Here is a 14,884-nt window from a genome sequence, read left to right as displayed (position 1 = left end):
GGCATGCGCCGGGGAGCGGCGGCCATTGTCGCATCGCGCCCGCCCCGGTACCGCATCGGGCGGTTCAGCGAGATGGATCAGCCCGGCGGGTCGTCCGCCCAGGCGCCGGCCGTGGCCGTGGCCGTGGCCGCGCCGCCCAGCGCGGCGAAGTCGAACAGCGCGCGGTCGGCCAGCTGCGCCGGATGCACGTTGCCCAGCGCGCGGGCGATCTGCTCCACCCGCCCCGGATGCTCCCGGTCCCACTGCCGAAGCAGTTGGCCGACCTGGCGGCGCTGCAGGGTTTCCTGGCTGCCGCACAGCGTGCACGGGATCAGCGGGAAGGCCTGCGCCTGCGCGTAGGCGGCGATGTCGTCCTCGCGCACGTAGGCCAGCGGCCGGATCACCACGTGCCGGCCATCGTCGCTGCGCAGCACCGGCGCCATCGCCGCGAGCTTGGCGTGGAAGAACAGGTTCATGAAGAAGGTGGCGACGATGTCGTCGCGGTGGTGGCCCAGCGCGATCTTGGTGATGCCGTGCTCCGCCGCGTAGCGGTACAGCGCGCCGCGGCGCAGCCGCGAGCACAGCGAACACAGGGTCTTGCCCTCGGGCACCACGCGGGTGACCACCGAATAGGTGTCCTGCTCGATCACATGCCAGGGCACGCCACGCTGGCGCAGGTAGGTCGGCAGCACGTCGGCGGGAAAGCCCGGCTGCTTCTGGTCCAGGTTCACCGCCACCAGCTCGAACGGTACCGGCGCCTTGCGCTGCAACTGCAGCAGGATGTCCAGCAGGGTGTAGCTGTCCTTGCCGCCGGACAGGCACACCATGACCTTGTCGCCGGCGCCGATCATGCCGAAATCGGCGATCGCCTGGCCGACCTGGCGGCACAGGCGCTTGCCCAGCGCTGAGGCTGTGCGGGCGCTGGGCGGTGCGGGATCGGCGAGCGGGTGCAGCGGCGGCAGGGGCAGGGACGAGGTCATCGGCGGTAGTGTAGTCGGCGGCTCGGACCGCCGTGATTGTGAAACTGACGTTGACGCCAAGGTCTATCGATCCTGTTGCCTGCGAGGATCGGGACAAGCATCGCGCCGCGCATACCGATCCTCCCCGGCCATGCCGCAAGGAGACCAAGGCCGTACACTCGCCGCTGGTCACGGACGCAGGGTTGCCCCATGTTCAAGAACCTCATTCCCAAGATCTTCTACGAGCGCATGCAGGACGGGTTGGCGTTCTTCGTCGATGGCCTGGGATTCCAGGTGCTGTACCAGGACGCCACGATGGCGGTGATCGCACGCGACGGCGCCAAGGCCTATCTGGTGGAAAACGCCGAGTGGGCGGCGAAGGACCGGCCGGAACTGGGCATCGAGACCGACAGCATCGACACGATCTATGCGGAGTTGTCCGCACGCGCGCCGCAGTGGCTGCATCCGAATTGCCGTACCGTCGCGCTCAAGCCCTGGGGCGCACGCGAGTTCGCGATGCTGGACCCCACCACGGTGTGCGTGGTGTTCCGCGAGTGGCCGGCGCAGGAGTGAGGGCGCGCGGGTGGATGCCATGTGCTTCAGGTCCGTTCATCGTACCGGCGCGTGGTAGACCTCAGACAGGGAGGCCTTGTACTCGGCGATCGGCGGCAGGCCCATCGTCGCGCGGCGCGCATCCAGGCCGTCGATGTCCTGGGTCCTGTCCAGGACCATCGTGCCGTCCGGCTCGGTTTTGAACTGCGTACCGTAAAGCTGCGGCTTGCCTTGGTGCAGCAGCACGCGATCCTGCAGCATCGCCACATCGGAAGGATCCGCCTCTTTCTGAGCCAGGGCGGACTGCATCAACGCGAGGATCTGCTCCTGGAAGGCGGGGTCCAGGGTGGCGTGCTGGGCGATCAGGAACGCGGCCTTGGCCCCGTCTTCGCCCACCGATGAGCGCGTCGGCCATCCCTTCTTCGCCACCATCGTCTTCAGCCAGGCGGTGTTGTCCTGATCCACCGCCACCGTCTGATGCCATGATGCGGGGGTGTTTCCCTCGTCGATGGCCTTTTGTCGCACAGCCTGATCCTTGTCCACACGCGTCAGTAGTGCCTGCCGCAGCGGCTGGTCGATGCGTGCCTGGCGTGCGGCATCGAGCGTCTCGGCACGGGCGAGCAGCGATGGCCACGTCGGTAAGGTGCGCAGCCGGTTCAGGCCGGGTCGATCCTTGTGCATGAGTTCCTGTACATCGATGCGGCCTTGTGCAAGTCGCGCGTCTAGTACTGCCACGGCCGCCTCCGTTCGCCCGGCAGCGGCCAGGCATTCGACGTAGAACAGATCCCCGCCGCTCGGCAGGCCGGCCGGCGCTGCGTCGATGCGCGCCAAGGTATCGGCGCAGGTGCCGTAGTTCTTCGCATCGTATGCCGTAAGCGCATCATCTAACCGTGCAGGCTCCGCAGCGGAGACCGGCGCCGCCATCGCGGCCAGCAATGCGACAAACAGCGCGTATCCCTGGGGCATATCCGATTCACTCTGGCGTGGCCGCGCCGCGCGCAGCCTGGGCGGACAGTAGCGCAGTCCGGTCTCACTGGCAGCACGCGGTTGCGACTGCGCCCGGGCCGCGGCGGGAGTGTCCCGTTGGGGACCTGGCGGGTCACACTATGCACACACCGGTTGCCTACCCCGGCCACGCCGGTCCCTCCCACATCCCGCGGAATCGCGCATGCGCAAGAAACACGATCTGCCGGAGAAGCCCTGCCTGCACTGCGGCCGGCCGTTCCGCTGGCGCAAGAAGTGGGAGAAGGTCTGGGACGAGGTGAAATATTGTTCCGACCGTTGTCGCGGCGAACGCAAACGCGTGCGCGCGCCGGAGGCGCCATGAGCCGGGTCGCGCGCTGGCGCGCGGCATGCCCGCGGGCGTGCCACGCTGCATGAGTCCTGCCTCGTCCACTGCCCACACCCTGCGCCTGGTGCTGGGCGACCAGCTCGATCCCGAACACGCCTGGTTCGACGTGCGCGATCCCGGCGTGGTGTATGTGCTGATGGAAGTGCGGCAGGAGACCGACTACGTCCTGCACCATGCGCAGAAGATCCTGGCGGTGTTCGCCGCGATGCGCGATTTCGCCCGCCAGCTGCGGGCGACGGGCCATCGCGTGCGCTACGTGGCGATCGATGACGCCAGCAACCGCCAGTCCATCCCCGCCAATCTCGAGGCGCTGATGGCGCACTACGGTGCGCAGCGCCTGCAGTATCAGGAACCTGACGAATGGCGCCTGGACCAGCAGCTGCGGCAGTGGGGGGCGACGCAGGCCTTCGCCACCGAGGCGATGGACAGCGCGCACTTCTACACGCGTCGCAACGAAGTGGCGGATTTTTTCCGAGGGCGTGGGCAGTGGCTGATGGAGCATTTCTACCGGCACATGCGCAAGCGCCACCGCATCCTGCTGGCGGATGACGGTACGCCTGAGGGTGGGCAGTGGAACTACGACCACGCCAATCGCCAGCCCTGGCCCGGCGATCCACCGCCGCCGCCGGATACGCGCCCGACCCACGATCACCGCGCGCTGTGGGCCAGCATCCAGGCCGCCGGCGTCGCCAGCTTCGGCCAACCGCAGGCAGCGGCGTTGCGCTGGCCATTGAACCGGGCCGAGGCGCTGGCCTGCCTCGATCGGTTCATCGCCGATGCCCTGCCGCATTTCGGCCGCTACGAGGATGCGATGAGCACGCGCAGTCCGTGCCTGTTCCATTCTCAGCTTTCCTTCGCCCTCAACACCAAGATGCTGCGGCCGCAGGACGTGGTGCAGCGCGCGCTGGCGGCCTATGGCGCCGGCACCGCGCCACTGCCGGCGGTGGAGGGCTTCGTGCGGCAGATCCTGGGCTGGCGCGAGTACGTGCGCGGCATCTACTGGGCGCACATGCCGGGCTATGAAGCGCGCAATGCGCTCGGCCACGACACACCGCTGCCGGCCTGGTTCTGGACCGGCGACACGCACATGCGCTGCCTGCAGCACGCTATCGGCCAATCGCTGCAGGACGCGTACGCGCACCATATCCAGCGGCTCATGGTGATCGGCAACTTCGCCCTGCTCGCCGGCCTGGACCCGGCGGCGGTGCATCGCTGGTACCTGGGCGTCTACGTCGATGCGTTCGAGTGGGTCGAACTGCCCAACACCGTGGGCATGAGCCAGTTCGCCGACGGCGGCCTGCTCGCGACCAAGCCCTACGTCAGCAGCGCGGCCTACATCGACCGCATGAGCGATTACTGCCAGGGCTGCCGCTACGACCGCAAGCAGAAGACCGGCGCGTGTGCCTGTCCCTACAACGCGCTGTACTGGGACTTCTTCGCCCGGCACCAGGACACGCTGGGGCGCAATCGCCGCCTAGACATGGTCTACCGCCAGCTCGGCAAGCTGCCGGCTACGCAACTGCAGGCCCTGCGCGCGCAGGCGCAGCAGTTGCGCGAAGGTCTGGACACGCTGTAGCGCGGGCCAGGCGCCTCGCACGCATCCGCAGCGGCCGGATGCGCTGCGGGAACGTGCCCTGCGACGCACCCAAAGCGTGCCGCGCGCCGCGCATCGACACGCTGTCGCATGCGCGGCGCACGCAATCGCGCGATCTGCTACCTGCGTTCTGGCCGATCGACACGCGCTCAAGCACCCTATGCCGCCGGTCGGCGCAGGCCGCCGGTTGCACTCGAGGTGTCAGCGACGTGGATGACAGTCGGATGACTGTCGCGCGTCGTGTTGTTCCCCCGCAACCCTATCGAGCATGATCATGACCACGACGTTCTCCCTCACCACCAGCGCACGCGCGCTGGGTGTCCTCGCTCTCATGACCGCCGCCACGGCGATCGCCGCCGTCCCCGCGGCGCCGCAATGCAGCGTGCCGCAGGCCTGGGCGCTGCCGACCGCGACCACCGTGGTCGGCACCGGCACGCAGGCCAGTTGCACCGCCAGCGCGCTGGCCTCCGCCGTGGCGCAGGGCGGCTACATCACCTTCAACTGCGGCACCAAGCCGACCAGCATCGCCGTCGCGCGTTCGATCACCATCGCGGCGACGACGCCTACGGTGATCGACGGCCAGGGCAAGATCACCCTGGACGGCCGCCAGTCCGCCCGCATCCTGCTGGTCAACGCCGGCAGCGCGCTGTCGGTGCGCAACCTGAAACTGCAGAACGGCAGCTCCGTGCAGCCGGCATCGAACCAGGCCTACGACCCGGGCACCTGGGGTGGCGGCGCGATCAAGGTCGGTTACCGCGGCAAGCTGGAAGTCATCAACAGCCAGTTCCTGGCCAACCGCAGCAGCATCGGTGGCGGCGCCATCTTCGCCGGCAGCGATGCCGAGGTGACCATCGTCCGCAGCGGCTTCTACAAGAACAGCTCCTGGCTCGGCGGCGCGCTGTACACCCAACTCAGCCGGCTCACCATCGTCGGCTCGGAATTCGCCAACAACCAGGCGATCAATGCGCCGCAGGGCTTCCCCGATGCCGGCAACTTCGGCGGCGGCGGGGCGATCGACACCGACGGCGCATCGCTGGCCGGCTATCTCAAGGGTGGCGTCGGCAGTGGCGGCACGCTGGCGGTGTGCGGCACCGTGGTCCGCAACAACGTCGCCGCCAACGGCTCCGGCGGCGCCACGTTGTGGGCGTACGCGCCGGACACCATCGACGTGAAGTACTCCACCTTCGCCAACAACGTCGCCACCGGTGGCCCCGGCGGCGGCGCGCGCATCAGCATGGGCTTCACCGACACCTCGCATGCCGGCACCGCCATCACCACGCCGGGCACCATCAACGTCGCCGAGACCAGCTTCCTGTCCAACAAGGCCCAACAGGGCAACGCCGGCGCGCTGTACCTGGATTGCTACGGTGCCTGCGACGTCAGCAACAGCACCTTCTACGGCAACTATGCGAAAGGCGTGGGCGCGGCCATCCAGCATGTCGGCTGGCAGCCGGCGAACGGCGACCAGGGCAGCCGTAGCGTGCGCTTCAACAACGTCACCTTCGCCGAGAACACGCCGTGGGTGACGCTGTTCGGCGACAAGTTCGACCTCCGCAACAGCATCCTGTACTCCAAGACCGAGCGCGTGTTCTGCAACAACCAGAGCAACACCGGCAACAACCTCATCGAGTACTCGGCCAAGGGTGCAGTCTGGCCGAACGCCTGCCTGGCCGCGGGCAACGTGAAAGCGGCCGATCCGCTGCTGTCGGCCCCGGCCAGCAACGGCGGGCCGACCCTTACCCAGCTGCCTGCGGCCAACAGCCCGGCGCTGAATGCCGGCAGCAACTGCGCCGCCATCGACCAGCGCGGCAATCCCCGCAATACCGCCGTGTGCGATCTCGGCGCGGTGGAGGTCAGGTAGCAGATTCACCGTCATCGCGTGCATGGCGCCGCGCGGTCGCGCCGGCTTGGCCGGTGCGGCCGCGCGTCCGTCGCCGGGATGAGGAGAGCGTGCGGCAACGTCGCTTCCCGCGCCGATGCGGCGATCCGGCAATACGGCACCAGGCGGCGCGACTGTGCCGTCATGCCGCACCACGCGCTGCAGACCAGTCCTCGCGGCATGCGGCCGCCACGTCGAGCGATCACGCCGCGACTGTGCGTTCTACATGCGCCGCCGCTCGTCCGGTGCGCCTGACGATGTGCGCCAGGCGGCGGCCGACGCCGCGCAGACCTCATCGTTGCAGGCATTGCCCTCGTCGTAGTGCGCGCCAACAACGCCATTCACGCCCGCCGCGCGCGCTGCGGACGATACGGTGGCGTATCTGCTTTCCTGGGCATCGGCGGTGCCGCACGGTGATGCGACGCCACCGACGTCTGCACCTGCGACTTTCCGGATTTGGGACCTGGGTCGCTCGCTTGGGGTCAAGTTCGCGGGGCCGATACCGATAGAGGTACCCCCCCTCGCGAGTCCCCCCACGATGCACTTCTTTCATTCCTTCAAGGTGAGTCAGCGCCTTGCGCTGTCGTTCGGCCTGCTGATCGTACTGCTTGGCGCTTCCTCTACCTTGGCGCTCTACCAGTTCCACAACGTGCGCCAGGCGGTCGACAAGATCGTCCACGAGAACAACCTGAAGACCGAACTGCTGTACACCATGCTGCGCAACAACATGAGCGCGGAGCGCTACCTGCGCGACATGATGCTGTCGCCGGCCGACAAGCGCCCGGCGCTCGCCGCCAGGATCCAGGAGATCCGCGTCGACAACGATCGCCGTCGCAAGGCCCTGGACGCCCTGCCGGGCACCGCCGAAGGCCTGGCCATGCGCAAGCAGATCCATGACGCGCAGGCGGCTGCGCGGTCGGTCAACAGCCGGGTGCTGGCGCTGGCCAGTTCCGGCGAGATCGAGGCGGCCAAGCAACTGCTGTACGGCGATGCCGCGCCGTTGCTGGCGCGGCGCGTGGAGGTGATCCAGAACGCGGTCGATCTGCAGATCCGGCAGAACGCGCTCAGCTCCGAGCAGATCCAGGCGGCCCTGGTCTTCAGCAATCGTGCCCTGATCGGGTTCGGCCTGCTGGCGGCGGTGCTCGGCGCGACCTTGAGCGTGCTGATCACCCGCAGCCTGGCCGGACCGCTCGGGCGCGCAACCGAAATCGCCGAATCCATCGCCCAGGGCCGGCTGGACCATCAGATCCCGCCGCAGCCCAAGGACGAGACTGGCCGCCTGCTGACCAGCATGGACCGCATGCAGGCGCAGCTGCAGGCGGTGATGGCGGCGCAGTCGCAGGTGGCCAGGCACCACGAGCGCGGCGACGTCAGCCAGCGCATGGACGAGCAGGCGTTTCCCGGCGAATACGCACGCATGGTGCGGGAGAGCAATGCGTTGCTCGACATGCATGTGAGCCTCCAGCAGCGCCTGCTCGAGATCATGGGACGCTATGCGATCGGCGATCTGTCGCAGGACATGGATCGCCTGCCCGGCGAGCAGGCCGCGCTCACCGAGACCATGGATCAGGTCAAGCGCAATCTGTCGGCGATGAATGCCGAGATCGGGCAACTGGTCGACGCCGCGGCCGCCGGCGATTTCGCCGTGCGCGGCGACACCGCGCGCTTCCAGTACGACTTCCGCAGCATGGTCGAGGGGTTGAACCAGTTGATGGCGACCACCGACGGCAATCTGCAGGCGCTGTCCAAACTGCTGCAGGACATCGCCAGCGGCGACCTGACCACGCGCATGGAGGGGCAGTTCCAGGGCGTGTTCGCGCAGATGCGCGAGGATGCCGATGCCACCGTGGCCCAGCTGGCCGGGATCGTCGGCCGCATCCAGCATGCGTCCGGGCAGATCACCGGCGCCGCCGGCGAGATCGCCGCCGGCAACACCGATCTGTCGCGTCGCACCGAGCAGCAGGCCGCCAGCCTGGAGGAAACCGCCGCCTCGATGGAGGAACTGACCTCCACCGTGCGCCAGAATGCCGAACGCGCCAGCCAGGCCAACCAATTGGCCATCGGCGCGACCGCGGTGGCGTCGCAAGGCGGCGCGGTGGTGGCGCAGGTCATCGACACGATGAACGGCATCCAGACCTCGTCCAGGCGGATCGCCGACATCATCGGCGTGATCGACGGCATCGCCTTCCAGACCAACATCCTCGCGCTCAACGCCGCGGTGGAGGCGGCGCGCGCCGGTGAGCAGGGCCGCGGTTTTGCCGTGGTCGCCAGCGAAGTGCGGGTGCTGGCGCAGCGTTCGGCCGAGGCCGCCAAGGAGATCAAGCAGCTGATCGACGACTCGGTGAGCAAGGTGGACGCAGGCTCGGTCTTGGTCAATAGCGCCGGCAGCACCATGCACGAGATCGTCGTCAGCGTGCAGCGCGTGACCGACTTCATGACCGAGATCTCGGCCGCCTCGCAGGAGCAGTCGAGCGGCATCGAACAGGTCACCCAGACCATCACCCACATGGACCAGGCCACCCAGCAGAACGCCGCCCTGGTCGAAGAAGCCTCGGCGGCGGCCCAGGCGATGGAGGAGCAGGCGATCCAGCTCAGCGAGGCGGTGACGCTGTTCCGCGTGGCGGGCAGCAACGGCGACATGCCGGCGCGGAGCCAGGCCAAGCCCTTGGGTACGGCCGGTCCCTCGACCTCCCGGCGTGGTTCGCGGCAGGTGGCACCGTTGCTGGTCGAACACGCCTGCTAAGGACGTCGAGACGGCGCGCGCTGCTGACCGCAGCGCGCTCGCCACGCCTCTCCCCGCGTTCCCCGGGGAGAAGCGTGCACGGCGTACGTTCGCAGGAGCGCGGCCCATGGTCGCGGATGCTGTTTCATGGAAACCCCGGTGCCCGTCGGGCCTCTATCGCCTGCTGTTCCGTCGTGTGCAGCGTCGCTGGTACGCCAGCGCGAGTGCAAGACGAGGCCAGGCAGGCCTCTGGCAGCCGGGACGCGCCTGCGGCAGCGGTCAGCCAGTGCGTCGGCGCCGGCGCCTGCCGACGCCTGCAAAGCACGCGGGCAATGCGCGGATGCACCACGAGGCAGGAACCTCCTGTGACCCCTCCCGAGGCGCTGCAGCGACTGCTGACGTGTGGAATCATGGAGGTTCCCCGAAAGCGCGCAGATGCTGCCATGAACGAATCCGACGCCTACGTGTACGACGAGATCCGCAAATGGATCTGGTCCGGGTTCTACTCCCAGGGCGAGATCCAGGAGATGATCGAGGACATCCTCGAAGACGACTGCGACGAGGCCATGCTGCGCGCCTCGGTCGCCAGCCAGTGGCAGGCCAAGCAGCAGGCAGAACAGACCTGGCCGGCGCAGACCGATTGCGACCGGCTGGATGCGCTGTTCGAGCAACTGCACGCGTCAGGCATCTGCGCGCTGGCCAATGCCGGCTACACGATGTCCGATGGCCACGTCGAAGTGAACCAGGCGGTGGCCGACACGCCGGACAGGCGCTATCACGGGTACTGCTTCTATCACGGCCAGGACATGGAGCGCGCCATCGACGGCGCTGGGCTGATGCTCGCCTTCGGCGATCTCGAAGGACGCGAGGACGCAGACCTGGCGGTCGGCCAGCAGGTCGCCGCGGCGTTGCGTGCGGCCGGCTTCACCGTGGACTGGGACGGCACGCCGCGCAAGCGCATCGATCTGCCCGGCTTCGTCTGGCAGCGTCGCGCCGACTGGGAGTGACGTTCCAGCGCGGCGTGGGCAGCGGAAGGCTGCGGGACGCCGACGCGCTGGCTACAATCGCATGCTCATGCCTGACCGCGCCCCGCTGCGCGCGCGGAAGGCGTTTGACGGAGAGGCGTTTCATGGAGCGGATGCTGTATCGCAATCGCCGCGGGTCGCGGCACGTAGCCGGCAGGCGCCATGCGCCGCGCGCGGCCCTGCTGCTGGCCACCGCGCTGCTGGCCGCCTGTGCCGGTGCGCAGTCTTCTTCCCCCTCGATCACCCCTGCACACACGGAGCGGACCATGTCGGAGATGACGCCAGAGCACCTGGCACAAGGCGTAGTACGGTTGATCCTGGCGATCGGCGGCAGGCAGGACCTGGTCGCCGCGCAGGTGGCGGCGCAGACCGGTCTGCAGGTCGAGGACGAGGGCGGGCATGCGTTCAGCGCGTCCGGCACGCTCGCCGGCGGTGGCGGCTACACGCTGGAATCGGTCGCCGATGCCGACGCTGCGCCGCCGTCGCGGCTGGACCTGCGCTTCACCCCCGCGCCGGGCGCGGCGCCGTCGCAGTGCACGCAATCGCTGGCCGGGTATCGCCAGGCGCTGGTCGCGGCCGGCTTCGTGCCGCGCTGGATCGCGCCGCCGCGTCAGGGCAGCGCCGGCCGCTGGCATTTCGAACGCGGCGCGGTCGCCGTGTACGCCTTCCTCGGCAAGGACGCTGGCGAACACGACGCGCAGGCGTGCGTGGAGATGCTGCAGATCCTGGTCGACGCCTGAGGAGAGCGGAGATGGCACACGACGACGAACGCCTGAAGGGCATGGTCGACACCTTCGCGCAGGCGCATCCGAAGGAAGGCCAGGCGCTGCGGCAGATGCTGGACAACACGCCGGAGCTGCGCGCGCGAGTGGAGCAGGCGATCGGGCAACAGCAGCTGTCCGGCTTCGCGCCCAGTCCCGAGGCGGGTACCGGCTCGTACAGCCCGCGCACGGGCCAGATCGAGTTGCCGATGGACGTGCTGGCCACGGCGAAGATGAACGCACCGCGCGACGATTCGGCCAACACCGCCCGCATCGTGCTGGGCCACGAGATCGGCCATGCGATCAACAAGGCCGCCATCGACCGCAGCGATGCCGCGTTCGCGGCCAAGGTCGACGGCATCGCCGCTTCGCCCTCGCCGCACGACTACACCGCCACGCTCCAGGCCTATGGGCAGGAACAACGCACCCGCGAGGCCAAGGACGAGATCGCCGGGGTCAACACGCTGGCCGACTACGTCACCCGCACCAATCCCAAGGCCACGCTCAAGGACCTGTACAACGCCAGCAGCGAGATGGCGAGCTACATCGACAAGCAGGGCGTGGGCAGCAAGGCCACCTACACCGCCAAGGAGGGGCTGAGCTTCGGCAAGGACCTGAAGATCGACGCCGACAATCCGCGCAACGTCGAGGCGATGGGCAAGCTGTTCTACGACGCGCGCGGCTATCCGCAGAACTATGGCGAGCGCGCGCTGGCGCAGATCGCCAATGCCGAGGACCGGGCGCAGGCGCAGCACCCCGAGCGCACGCCGCCGGCGGTGCATGCCGACCTGAAGGCAGTCGGCATCGATGCCGCGCAGGTGCCGCGCGACCTGCTGCCGGCAGGATTTCGCGACGGGCCCGCACCGGCACAGCAGCACGAGCCGCAGGCGCAGCCACCCGCGCCGCGTGCCGGCGAGCCGACAGCCGCGCCGGGTGCCGCCGACCGCGCCCTGCACGAGCGGGTCCGCAGCGGCGTGGCCCAGGCCGAACAGGCGATCGGCAAGGGCTGGGACGACAACAGCGAGCGCATGACCGCCAGCCTGACCTTGCTGGCCAGGCAGAACGGCTTCAGCGAGCGCGATCAGCTGGCAGTGGGCTTCAACCGGCCCACCGCCGCGCACCAGGGCGGCGAACTGGCGTTCGTGTACCGCAACGGCGGCGACGTTTCGCCCGATCCCTACGCCAACCGCGCGCACATGCCGACCAGCGAGGCGATCGCGCGGCCGGCGCAGGAGACCTACCAGCAGCTGCAGCAACTGGGCGCGCAGCAGGGCCAGGCGCAGCGCCAGGCGCAGGAGCAGGAACAGGCGCTGCAGGCCTCGCAACAGGGCCCGACGCGGACCGATCCGCCGCAGGTGCTGAGCCGCTGAGCGCAGTGGCCGGCGGGACGCGCCCAGCGCCCGCTGCCGTTGCGTTGCGCCATGGCCGCGGCAGGCCGCGGCCATGGCATGCGCTTCGCGCCACCTCCGCCGAGGCGCAAGCGCGGCGCTACGGCGCGTGGAGTCGCGCCGGGATTACGGCTGCCAGACCAGGTTCTGGGTCTTCGGATCGGCGGTGACCTTGTCGACCTTGCCGGCGCCGTCGAAGGACACCTGGAACTCGTTGAAGCTGTCGAGCCAGTAGCGCCACAGCGGCGCGTCCAGGCTCGGGTTCTCGCTGGTGATCGGATAGCCCAGCGCCATCAGCACCTGCTCGCGGGTCATGCCCTTGGTCACGCGGTTGGCGGCGATCGCCTCGCGGATCTTCGGCGGGTAGGCCGCCAGCGTCGGCGTGGGATCCTGCGCAACCACGTAGCGTTGGGCGAAGGCGTCGTTGCCCAGGTCGCGGCTGTAGTCGTTGCCGATCGACTGCTTCTTGCCGTCGATCAGCACATTGACCCGGTAGCGGCCGTAGCCGGTCACCTGCACCGGCGTGCCGGCCGGGATCACCCGCTTGCCGTCTTCGGCGTAGTTGCTGTCGCTGATCCAACTGCCGTCGCTGCGCATGTTGCAGCACAGGAAGCCGGAGAACTTGGGATCGGCCGCCGCGGCCAGGTGCGGCAGGGCCGCCGCCAGGGCGAGGGCGAGAACGAACGGGGAACGGAACGAACGCATGGCTGACTCCTTTCGGCGCGGCGATCCTGCCGCGGGTGGCACGAGGGTGGGAAGGCGCCGCCTCCGCCGCGGCGCCCGCGCGCATTGTGCCGGCTGGCCTGCACCTGGGATAGCGGCGCGTTGCACGGTGACGGCGGACCGGTGGCCTGTGTATGCTCGAACCTCGTGGACACCCTGACGCCCGCCGAGATCTCCCTGCGCATCGACGCCCTGCGTCGCGAGCACCGCGCGCTCGACGAACAGCTGCAGCGCATCCCGGCCAATCTGGACGACGAGCTGGAAGCCAAGCGGCTGAAGAAGCGCAAGCTGCAACTGAAGGACTGCATCCTGCGCCTGGAGCATCTGCTGATCCCCGACGAACCGGCGTGAGCGCTGCGACCTTCTTCAGCGTCGGCCATTCCACGCGCAGCCTGGAGACCTTCCTGCAGATCCTGCAGGGCGCCGGCGTCACCCGGCTCGCCGACGTGCGCGCCTTTCCGTATTCGCGGCGGTTCCCGCAGTTCGACGGCAGCGCGCTGGCACCGGCGCTGGCTGCCGCGGGGATCGCCTACCGGCACTTTCGCGCCCTGGGCGGACGTCGCGGCAAGCAGCCGGGCGTCGATCCGCAGCGCAACGGCCACTGGCGCAGCGTCAGCTTCCACAACTACGCCGACTATGCGTTGGGCAGCGAATTCGCCGAGGCGCTGACCGAGTTGCAGGCCTTCGGCGAGGACGGCGCGTGCGCGGTCATGTGCGCCGAGGCCTACTGGCGGCAGTGCCACCGCCAGATCGTCTGCGATCATCTGCTGCACCATGGCCATCCGGTGGTGCACCTGATCGATGTCGGCCGCCAGGAGCCGGCCACGCTGAACCCGGCTGCGCGCAGCGACGCGCACGGGCAGTTGGTCTATCCACCCGATGCGGCGGCTGCGGGGCCGCGCACCGGAGATCTGTTCGACGCCTGAGCCGCGCCGCCTTGGTCGCCGCGTCAAGGTGTCCGGTGCGGCGCCACGCTGCCACGCGCCGGGAGTCCACTGCGGGTCGCGCCACGCGCTGCGGCGTCAGACTCAGTCCTGCGGAACCGACGGCACCGCGATCGCGCTGCTGCGCGGCGTATCGTCGGTGCTGACGAGCGTGGTGGTGCTCTGCCCGCTCGCTCCGTCCTGGTTGGCGGCGAGCAGGCGCAGAGGCTGGCCGCGATAGCGGTACTCCAGCGCCTGCTGCAGCTGGTCCAGCCGCGCCACCCGTGTGCACAGCGCCTCGGCCTTGCGCTCGATGCCCTTGCTGCGCGCATCCAGCCGCGCCTCGAGGGCGGCGTCCATGCGGTCGGCGCGTTCGCCGATGGCCTCCGCGCGGCCCGTCACGACCTGCCAGAGCACGTGACGGGTGATGCTGCCCACGAAGCTTTCGGCCTGCGTCTCGACATAGTCCTCGAACCGGTCGTCGAACGCCTCCTGGTCCCAGCGTCCCTTGCCCAGCGTGCCGTCGACATAGGCGTTGGCGTGCGTGCGCAGCCGTTCGATCTTGCGCGCGTTGCCGGCACTGCCGGTCAGCATCTCCACGACCGAGCCGAGTACGTCGTAGCTGAGATCGACCACCTCGTGCGAAAGGTCGGCCACCTGCGGCATCAGCGCGCGGGTTTCGCGCTCCATTTCCAGGAGCCGTTGCGCATCGGCATCGCCGATCTGCTGTACATGGCGATCCACGCTCAACTCGCCGGCATGGAAGAAGATCTCGCGCGGTCCCTCGCCATCGCTGCGGGTGAGCCAGATGCCGCCAGTGTCGGCGAGCACATTGAACGGCGTGCTCAGGCCGCATTGGCGCGAGGACACCTGTGGCCGGTGGTCGTGCTTGCCGCCGTCGCTGTCGTCGCCCTGGTCGGCCGACGCGGATCCGCTGGCGGCGGCGAGCAGCAACAGGACGAAGAGAGGAGCTGTGCGCATCGCCGGAACCCGCAGCAGGGAGTCTGGAGCATGCTTGCGGCGACACC

The 14,884-nt window shown here is 69.0% G+C and carries 14 protein-coding genes; 10 read left to right on the top strand and 4 right to left on the bottom strand.

Annotated features, from left to right (window positions below; translation table 11 throughout):
- Positions 1–77: 77 nt before the first annotated feature.
- Positions 78–959 carry a tRNA 2-thiocytidine(32) synthetase TtcA gene (ttcA, locus tag AC1PMG_RS21115; protein ID WP_481110159.1) on the bottom strand — a complete coding sequence of 294 codons (882 nt, stop codon included), beginning with the start codon at positions 957–959 and terminating at the stop codon, positions 78–80.
- A gap of 189 nt (positions 960–1,148) precedes the next feature.
- On the opposite strand from ttcA, the gene AC1PMG_RS21110 reads away from it, so the two are divergent.
- Positions 1,149–1,511, top strand: coding sequence for a VOC family protein (locus AC1PMG_RS21110; RefSeq protein WP_295919021.1), 363 nt, complete (start codon positions 1,149–1,151; stop codon positions 1,509–1,511).
- 36 nt (positions 1,512–1,547) lie between these two features.
- Here AC1PMG_RS21110 and AC1PMG_RS21105 read toward each other — a convergent pair whose 3' ends face one another.
- Complete coding sequence (locus AC1PMG_RS21105; RefSeq protein ID WP_481110158.1) at positions 1,548–2,456, bottom strand: DUF6624 domain-containing protein; 909 nt, start codon at positions 2,454–2,456, stop codon at positions 1,548–1,550.
- A 202-nt stretch (positions 2,457–2,658) separates the two neighbouring features.
- Here AC1PMG_RS21105 and AC1PMG_RS21100 point away from each other — a divergent pair, with 202 nt between their 5' ends.
- The 7 genes from AC1PMG_RS21100 to AC1PMG_RS21070 all read left to right on the top strand — a co-directional run bounded on the left by AC1PMG_RS21100 (position 2,659) and on the right by AC1PMG_RS21070 (position 12,192).
- Complete coding sequence (locus AC1PMG_RS21100) at positions 2,659–2,817, top strand: DUF2256 domain-containing protein (RefSeq protein ID WP_017907947.1); 159 nt, start codon at positions 2,659–2,661, stop codon at positions 2,815–2,817.
- Positions 2,818–2,866: 49 nt separating this feature from the next.
- Positions 2,867–4,417 (top strand): cryptochrome/photolyase family protein, encoded by a 1,551-nt coding sequence (locus AC1PMG_RS21095; protein ID WP_481110157.1) that lies wholly within the window; start codon positions 2,867–2,869, stop codon positions 4,415–4,417.
- A gap of 286 nt (positions 4,418–4,703) precedes the next feature.
- A complete protein-coding gene (locus AC1PMG_RS21090) occupies positions 4,704–6,296 on the top strand; it encodes a choice-of-anchor Q domain-containing protein (protein WP_481110156.1) in 1,593 nt (530 codons plus the stop codon).
- A 556-nt stretch (positions 6,297–6,852) separates the two neighbouring features.
- Positions 6,853–9,057 carry a methyl-accepting chemotaxis protein gene (locus AC1PMG_RS21085; protein WP_481110155.1) on the top strand — a complete coding sequence of 735 codons (2,205 nt, stop codon included), beginning with the start codon at positions 6,853–6,855 and terminating at the stop codon, positions 9,055–9,057.
- A gap of 422 nt (positions 9,058–9,479) precedes the next feature.
- Positions 9,480–10,043, top strand: a complete 564-nt coding sequence (locus AC1PMG_RS21080) for a DUF6891 domain-containing protein (RefSeq protein WP_481110154.1) — start codon at positions 9,480–9,482, stop codon at positions 10,041–10,043.
- 284 nt (positions 10,044–10,327) lie between these two features.
- The gene (locus AC1PMG_RS21075) at positions 10,328–10,801 is read left to right on the top strand and encodes a hypothetical protein (RefSeq protein ID WP_481110153.1); all 474 of its coding nucleotides are present in this window, start codon (positions 10,328–10,330) and stop codon (positions 10,799–10,801) included.
- An 11-nt stretch (positions 10,802–10,812) separates the two neighbouring features.
- The gene (locus tag AC1PMG_RS21070; protein ID WP_481110152.1) at positions 10,813–12,192 is read left to right on the top strand and encodes an XVIPCD domain-containing protein; all 1,380 of its coding nucleotides are present in this window, start codon (positions 10,813–10,815) and stop codon (positions 12,190–12,192) included.
- 144 nt (positions 12,193–12,336) lie between these two features.
- Here the strand turns inward: AC1PMG_RS21070 and bamE are convergent, their stop codons facing one another.
- Entirely contained in the window at positions 12,337–12,915 is a 579-nt protein-coding gene (bamE, locus tag AC1PMG_RS21065) for an outer membrane protein assembly factor BamE domain-containing protein (protein WP_342073606.1), read from the bottom strand.
- A 165-nt stretch (positions 12,916–13,080) separates the two neighbouring features.
- On the opposite strand from bamE, the gene AC1PMG_RS21060 reads away from it, so the two are divergent.
- Together AC1PMG_RS21060 and AC1PMG_RS21055 are read left to right on the top strand one after the other, a co-directional pair.
- On the top strand, positions 13,081–13,284 hold the full coding sequence (locus tag AC1PMG_RS21060; RefSeq protein WP_017908896.1) for a YdcH family protein: 204 nt from the start codon (positions 13,081–13,083) through the stop codon (positions 13,282–13,284).
- On the top strand, positions 13,281–13,859 hold the full coding sequence (locus AC1PMG_RS21055; protein ID WP_481110151.1) for a DUF488 domain-containing protein: 579 nt from the start codon (positions 13,281–13,283) through the stop codon (positions 13,857–13,859). Before AC1PMG_RS21060 ends, AC1PMG_RS21055 begins: the two co-directional genes overlap by 4 nt.
- 102 nt (positions 13,860–13,961) lie before the next feature.
- Here the strand turns inward: AC1PMG_RS21055 and AC1PMG_RS21050 are convergent, their stop codons facing one another.
- Complete coding sequence (locus AC1PMG_RS21050; RefSeq protein ID WP_481111732.1) at positions 13,962–14,810, bottom strand: DUF2884 family protein; 849 nt, start codon at positions 14,808–14,810, stop codon at positions 13,962–13,964.
- Positions 14,811–14,884: the final 74 nt, after the last annotated feature.

Source organism: Xanthomonas sp. NCPPB 2250 (assembly GCF_056725265.1).
Note: the sequence above shows the minus strand (reverse complement) of the source record. Positions and strands in the feature narration are given on the sequence as shown.

Bases quoted from the DNA above. Each gene is read 5' to 3' on its own strand.
- ttcA (WP_481110159.1), bottom strand. From the start codon at position 959: ATGACCTCGTCCCTGCCCCTGCCGCCGCTGCACCCGCTCGCCGATCCC.
- AC1PMG_RS21110 (WP_295919021.1), top strand. From the start codon at position 1,149: ATGTTCAAGAACCTCATTCCCAAGATCTTCTACGAGCGCATGCAGGAC.
- AC1PMG_RS21105 (WP_481110158.1), bottom strand. From the start codon at position 2,456: ATGCCCCAGGGATACGCGCTGTTTGTCGCATTGCTGGCCGCGATGGCG.
- AC1PMG_RS21100 (WP_017907947.1), top strand. From the start codon at position 2,659: ATGCGCAAGAAACACGATCTGCCGGAGAAGCCCTGCCTGCACTGCGGC.
- AC1PMG_RS21095 (WP_481110157.1), top strand. From the start codon at position 2,867: ATGAGTCCTGCCTCGTCCACTGCCCACACCCTGCGCCTGGTGCTGGGC.
- AC1PMG_RS21090 (WP_481110156.1), top strand. From the start codon at position 4,704: ATGATCATGACCACGACGTTCTCCCTCACCACCAGCGCACGCGCGCTG.
- AC1PMG_RS21085 (WP_481110155.1), top strand. From the start codon at position 6,853: ATGCACTTCTTTCATTCCTTCAAGGTGAGTCAGCGCCTTGCGCTGTCG.
- AC1PMG_RS21080 (WP_481110154.1), top strand. From the start codon at position 9,480: ATGAACGAATCCGACGCCTACGTGTACGACGAGATCCGCAAATGGATC.
- AC1PMG_RS21075 (WP_481110153.1), top strand. From the start codon at position 10,328: ATGTCGGAGATGACGCCAGAGCACCTGGCACAAGGCGTAGTACGGTTG.
- AC1PMG_RS21070 (WP_481110152.1), top strand. From the start codon at position 10,813: ATGGCACACGACGACGAACGCCTGAAGGGCATGGTCGACACCTTCGCG.
- bamE (WP_342073606.1), bottom strand. From the start codon at position 12,915: ATGCGTTCGTTCCGTTCCCCGTTCGTTCTCGCCCTCGCCCTGGCGGCG.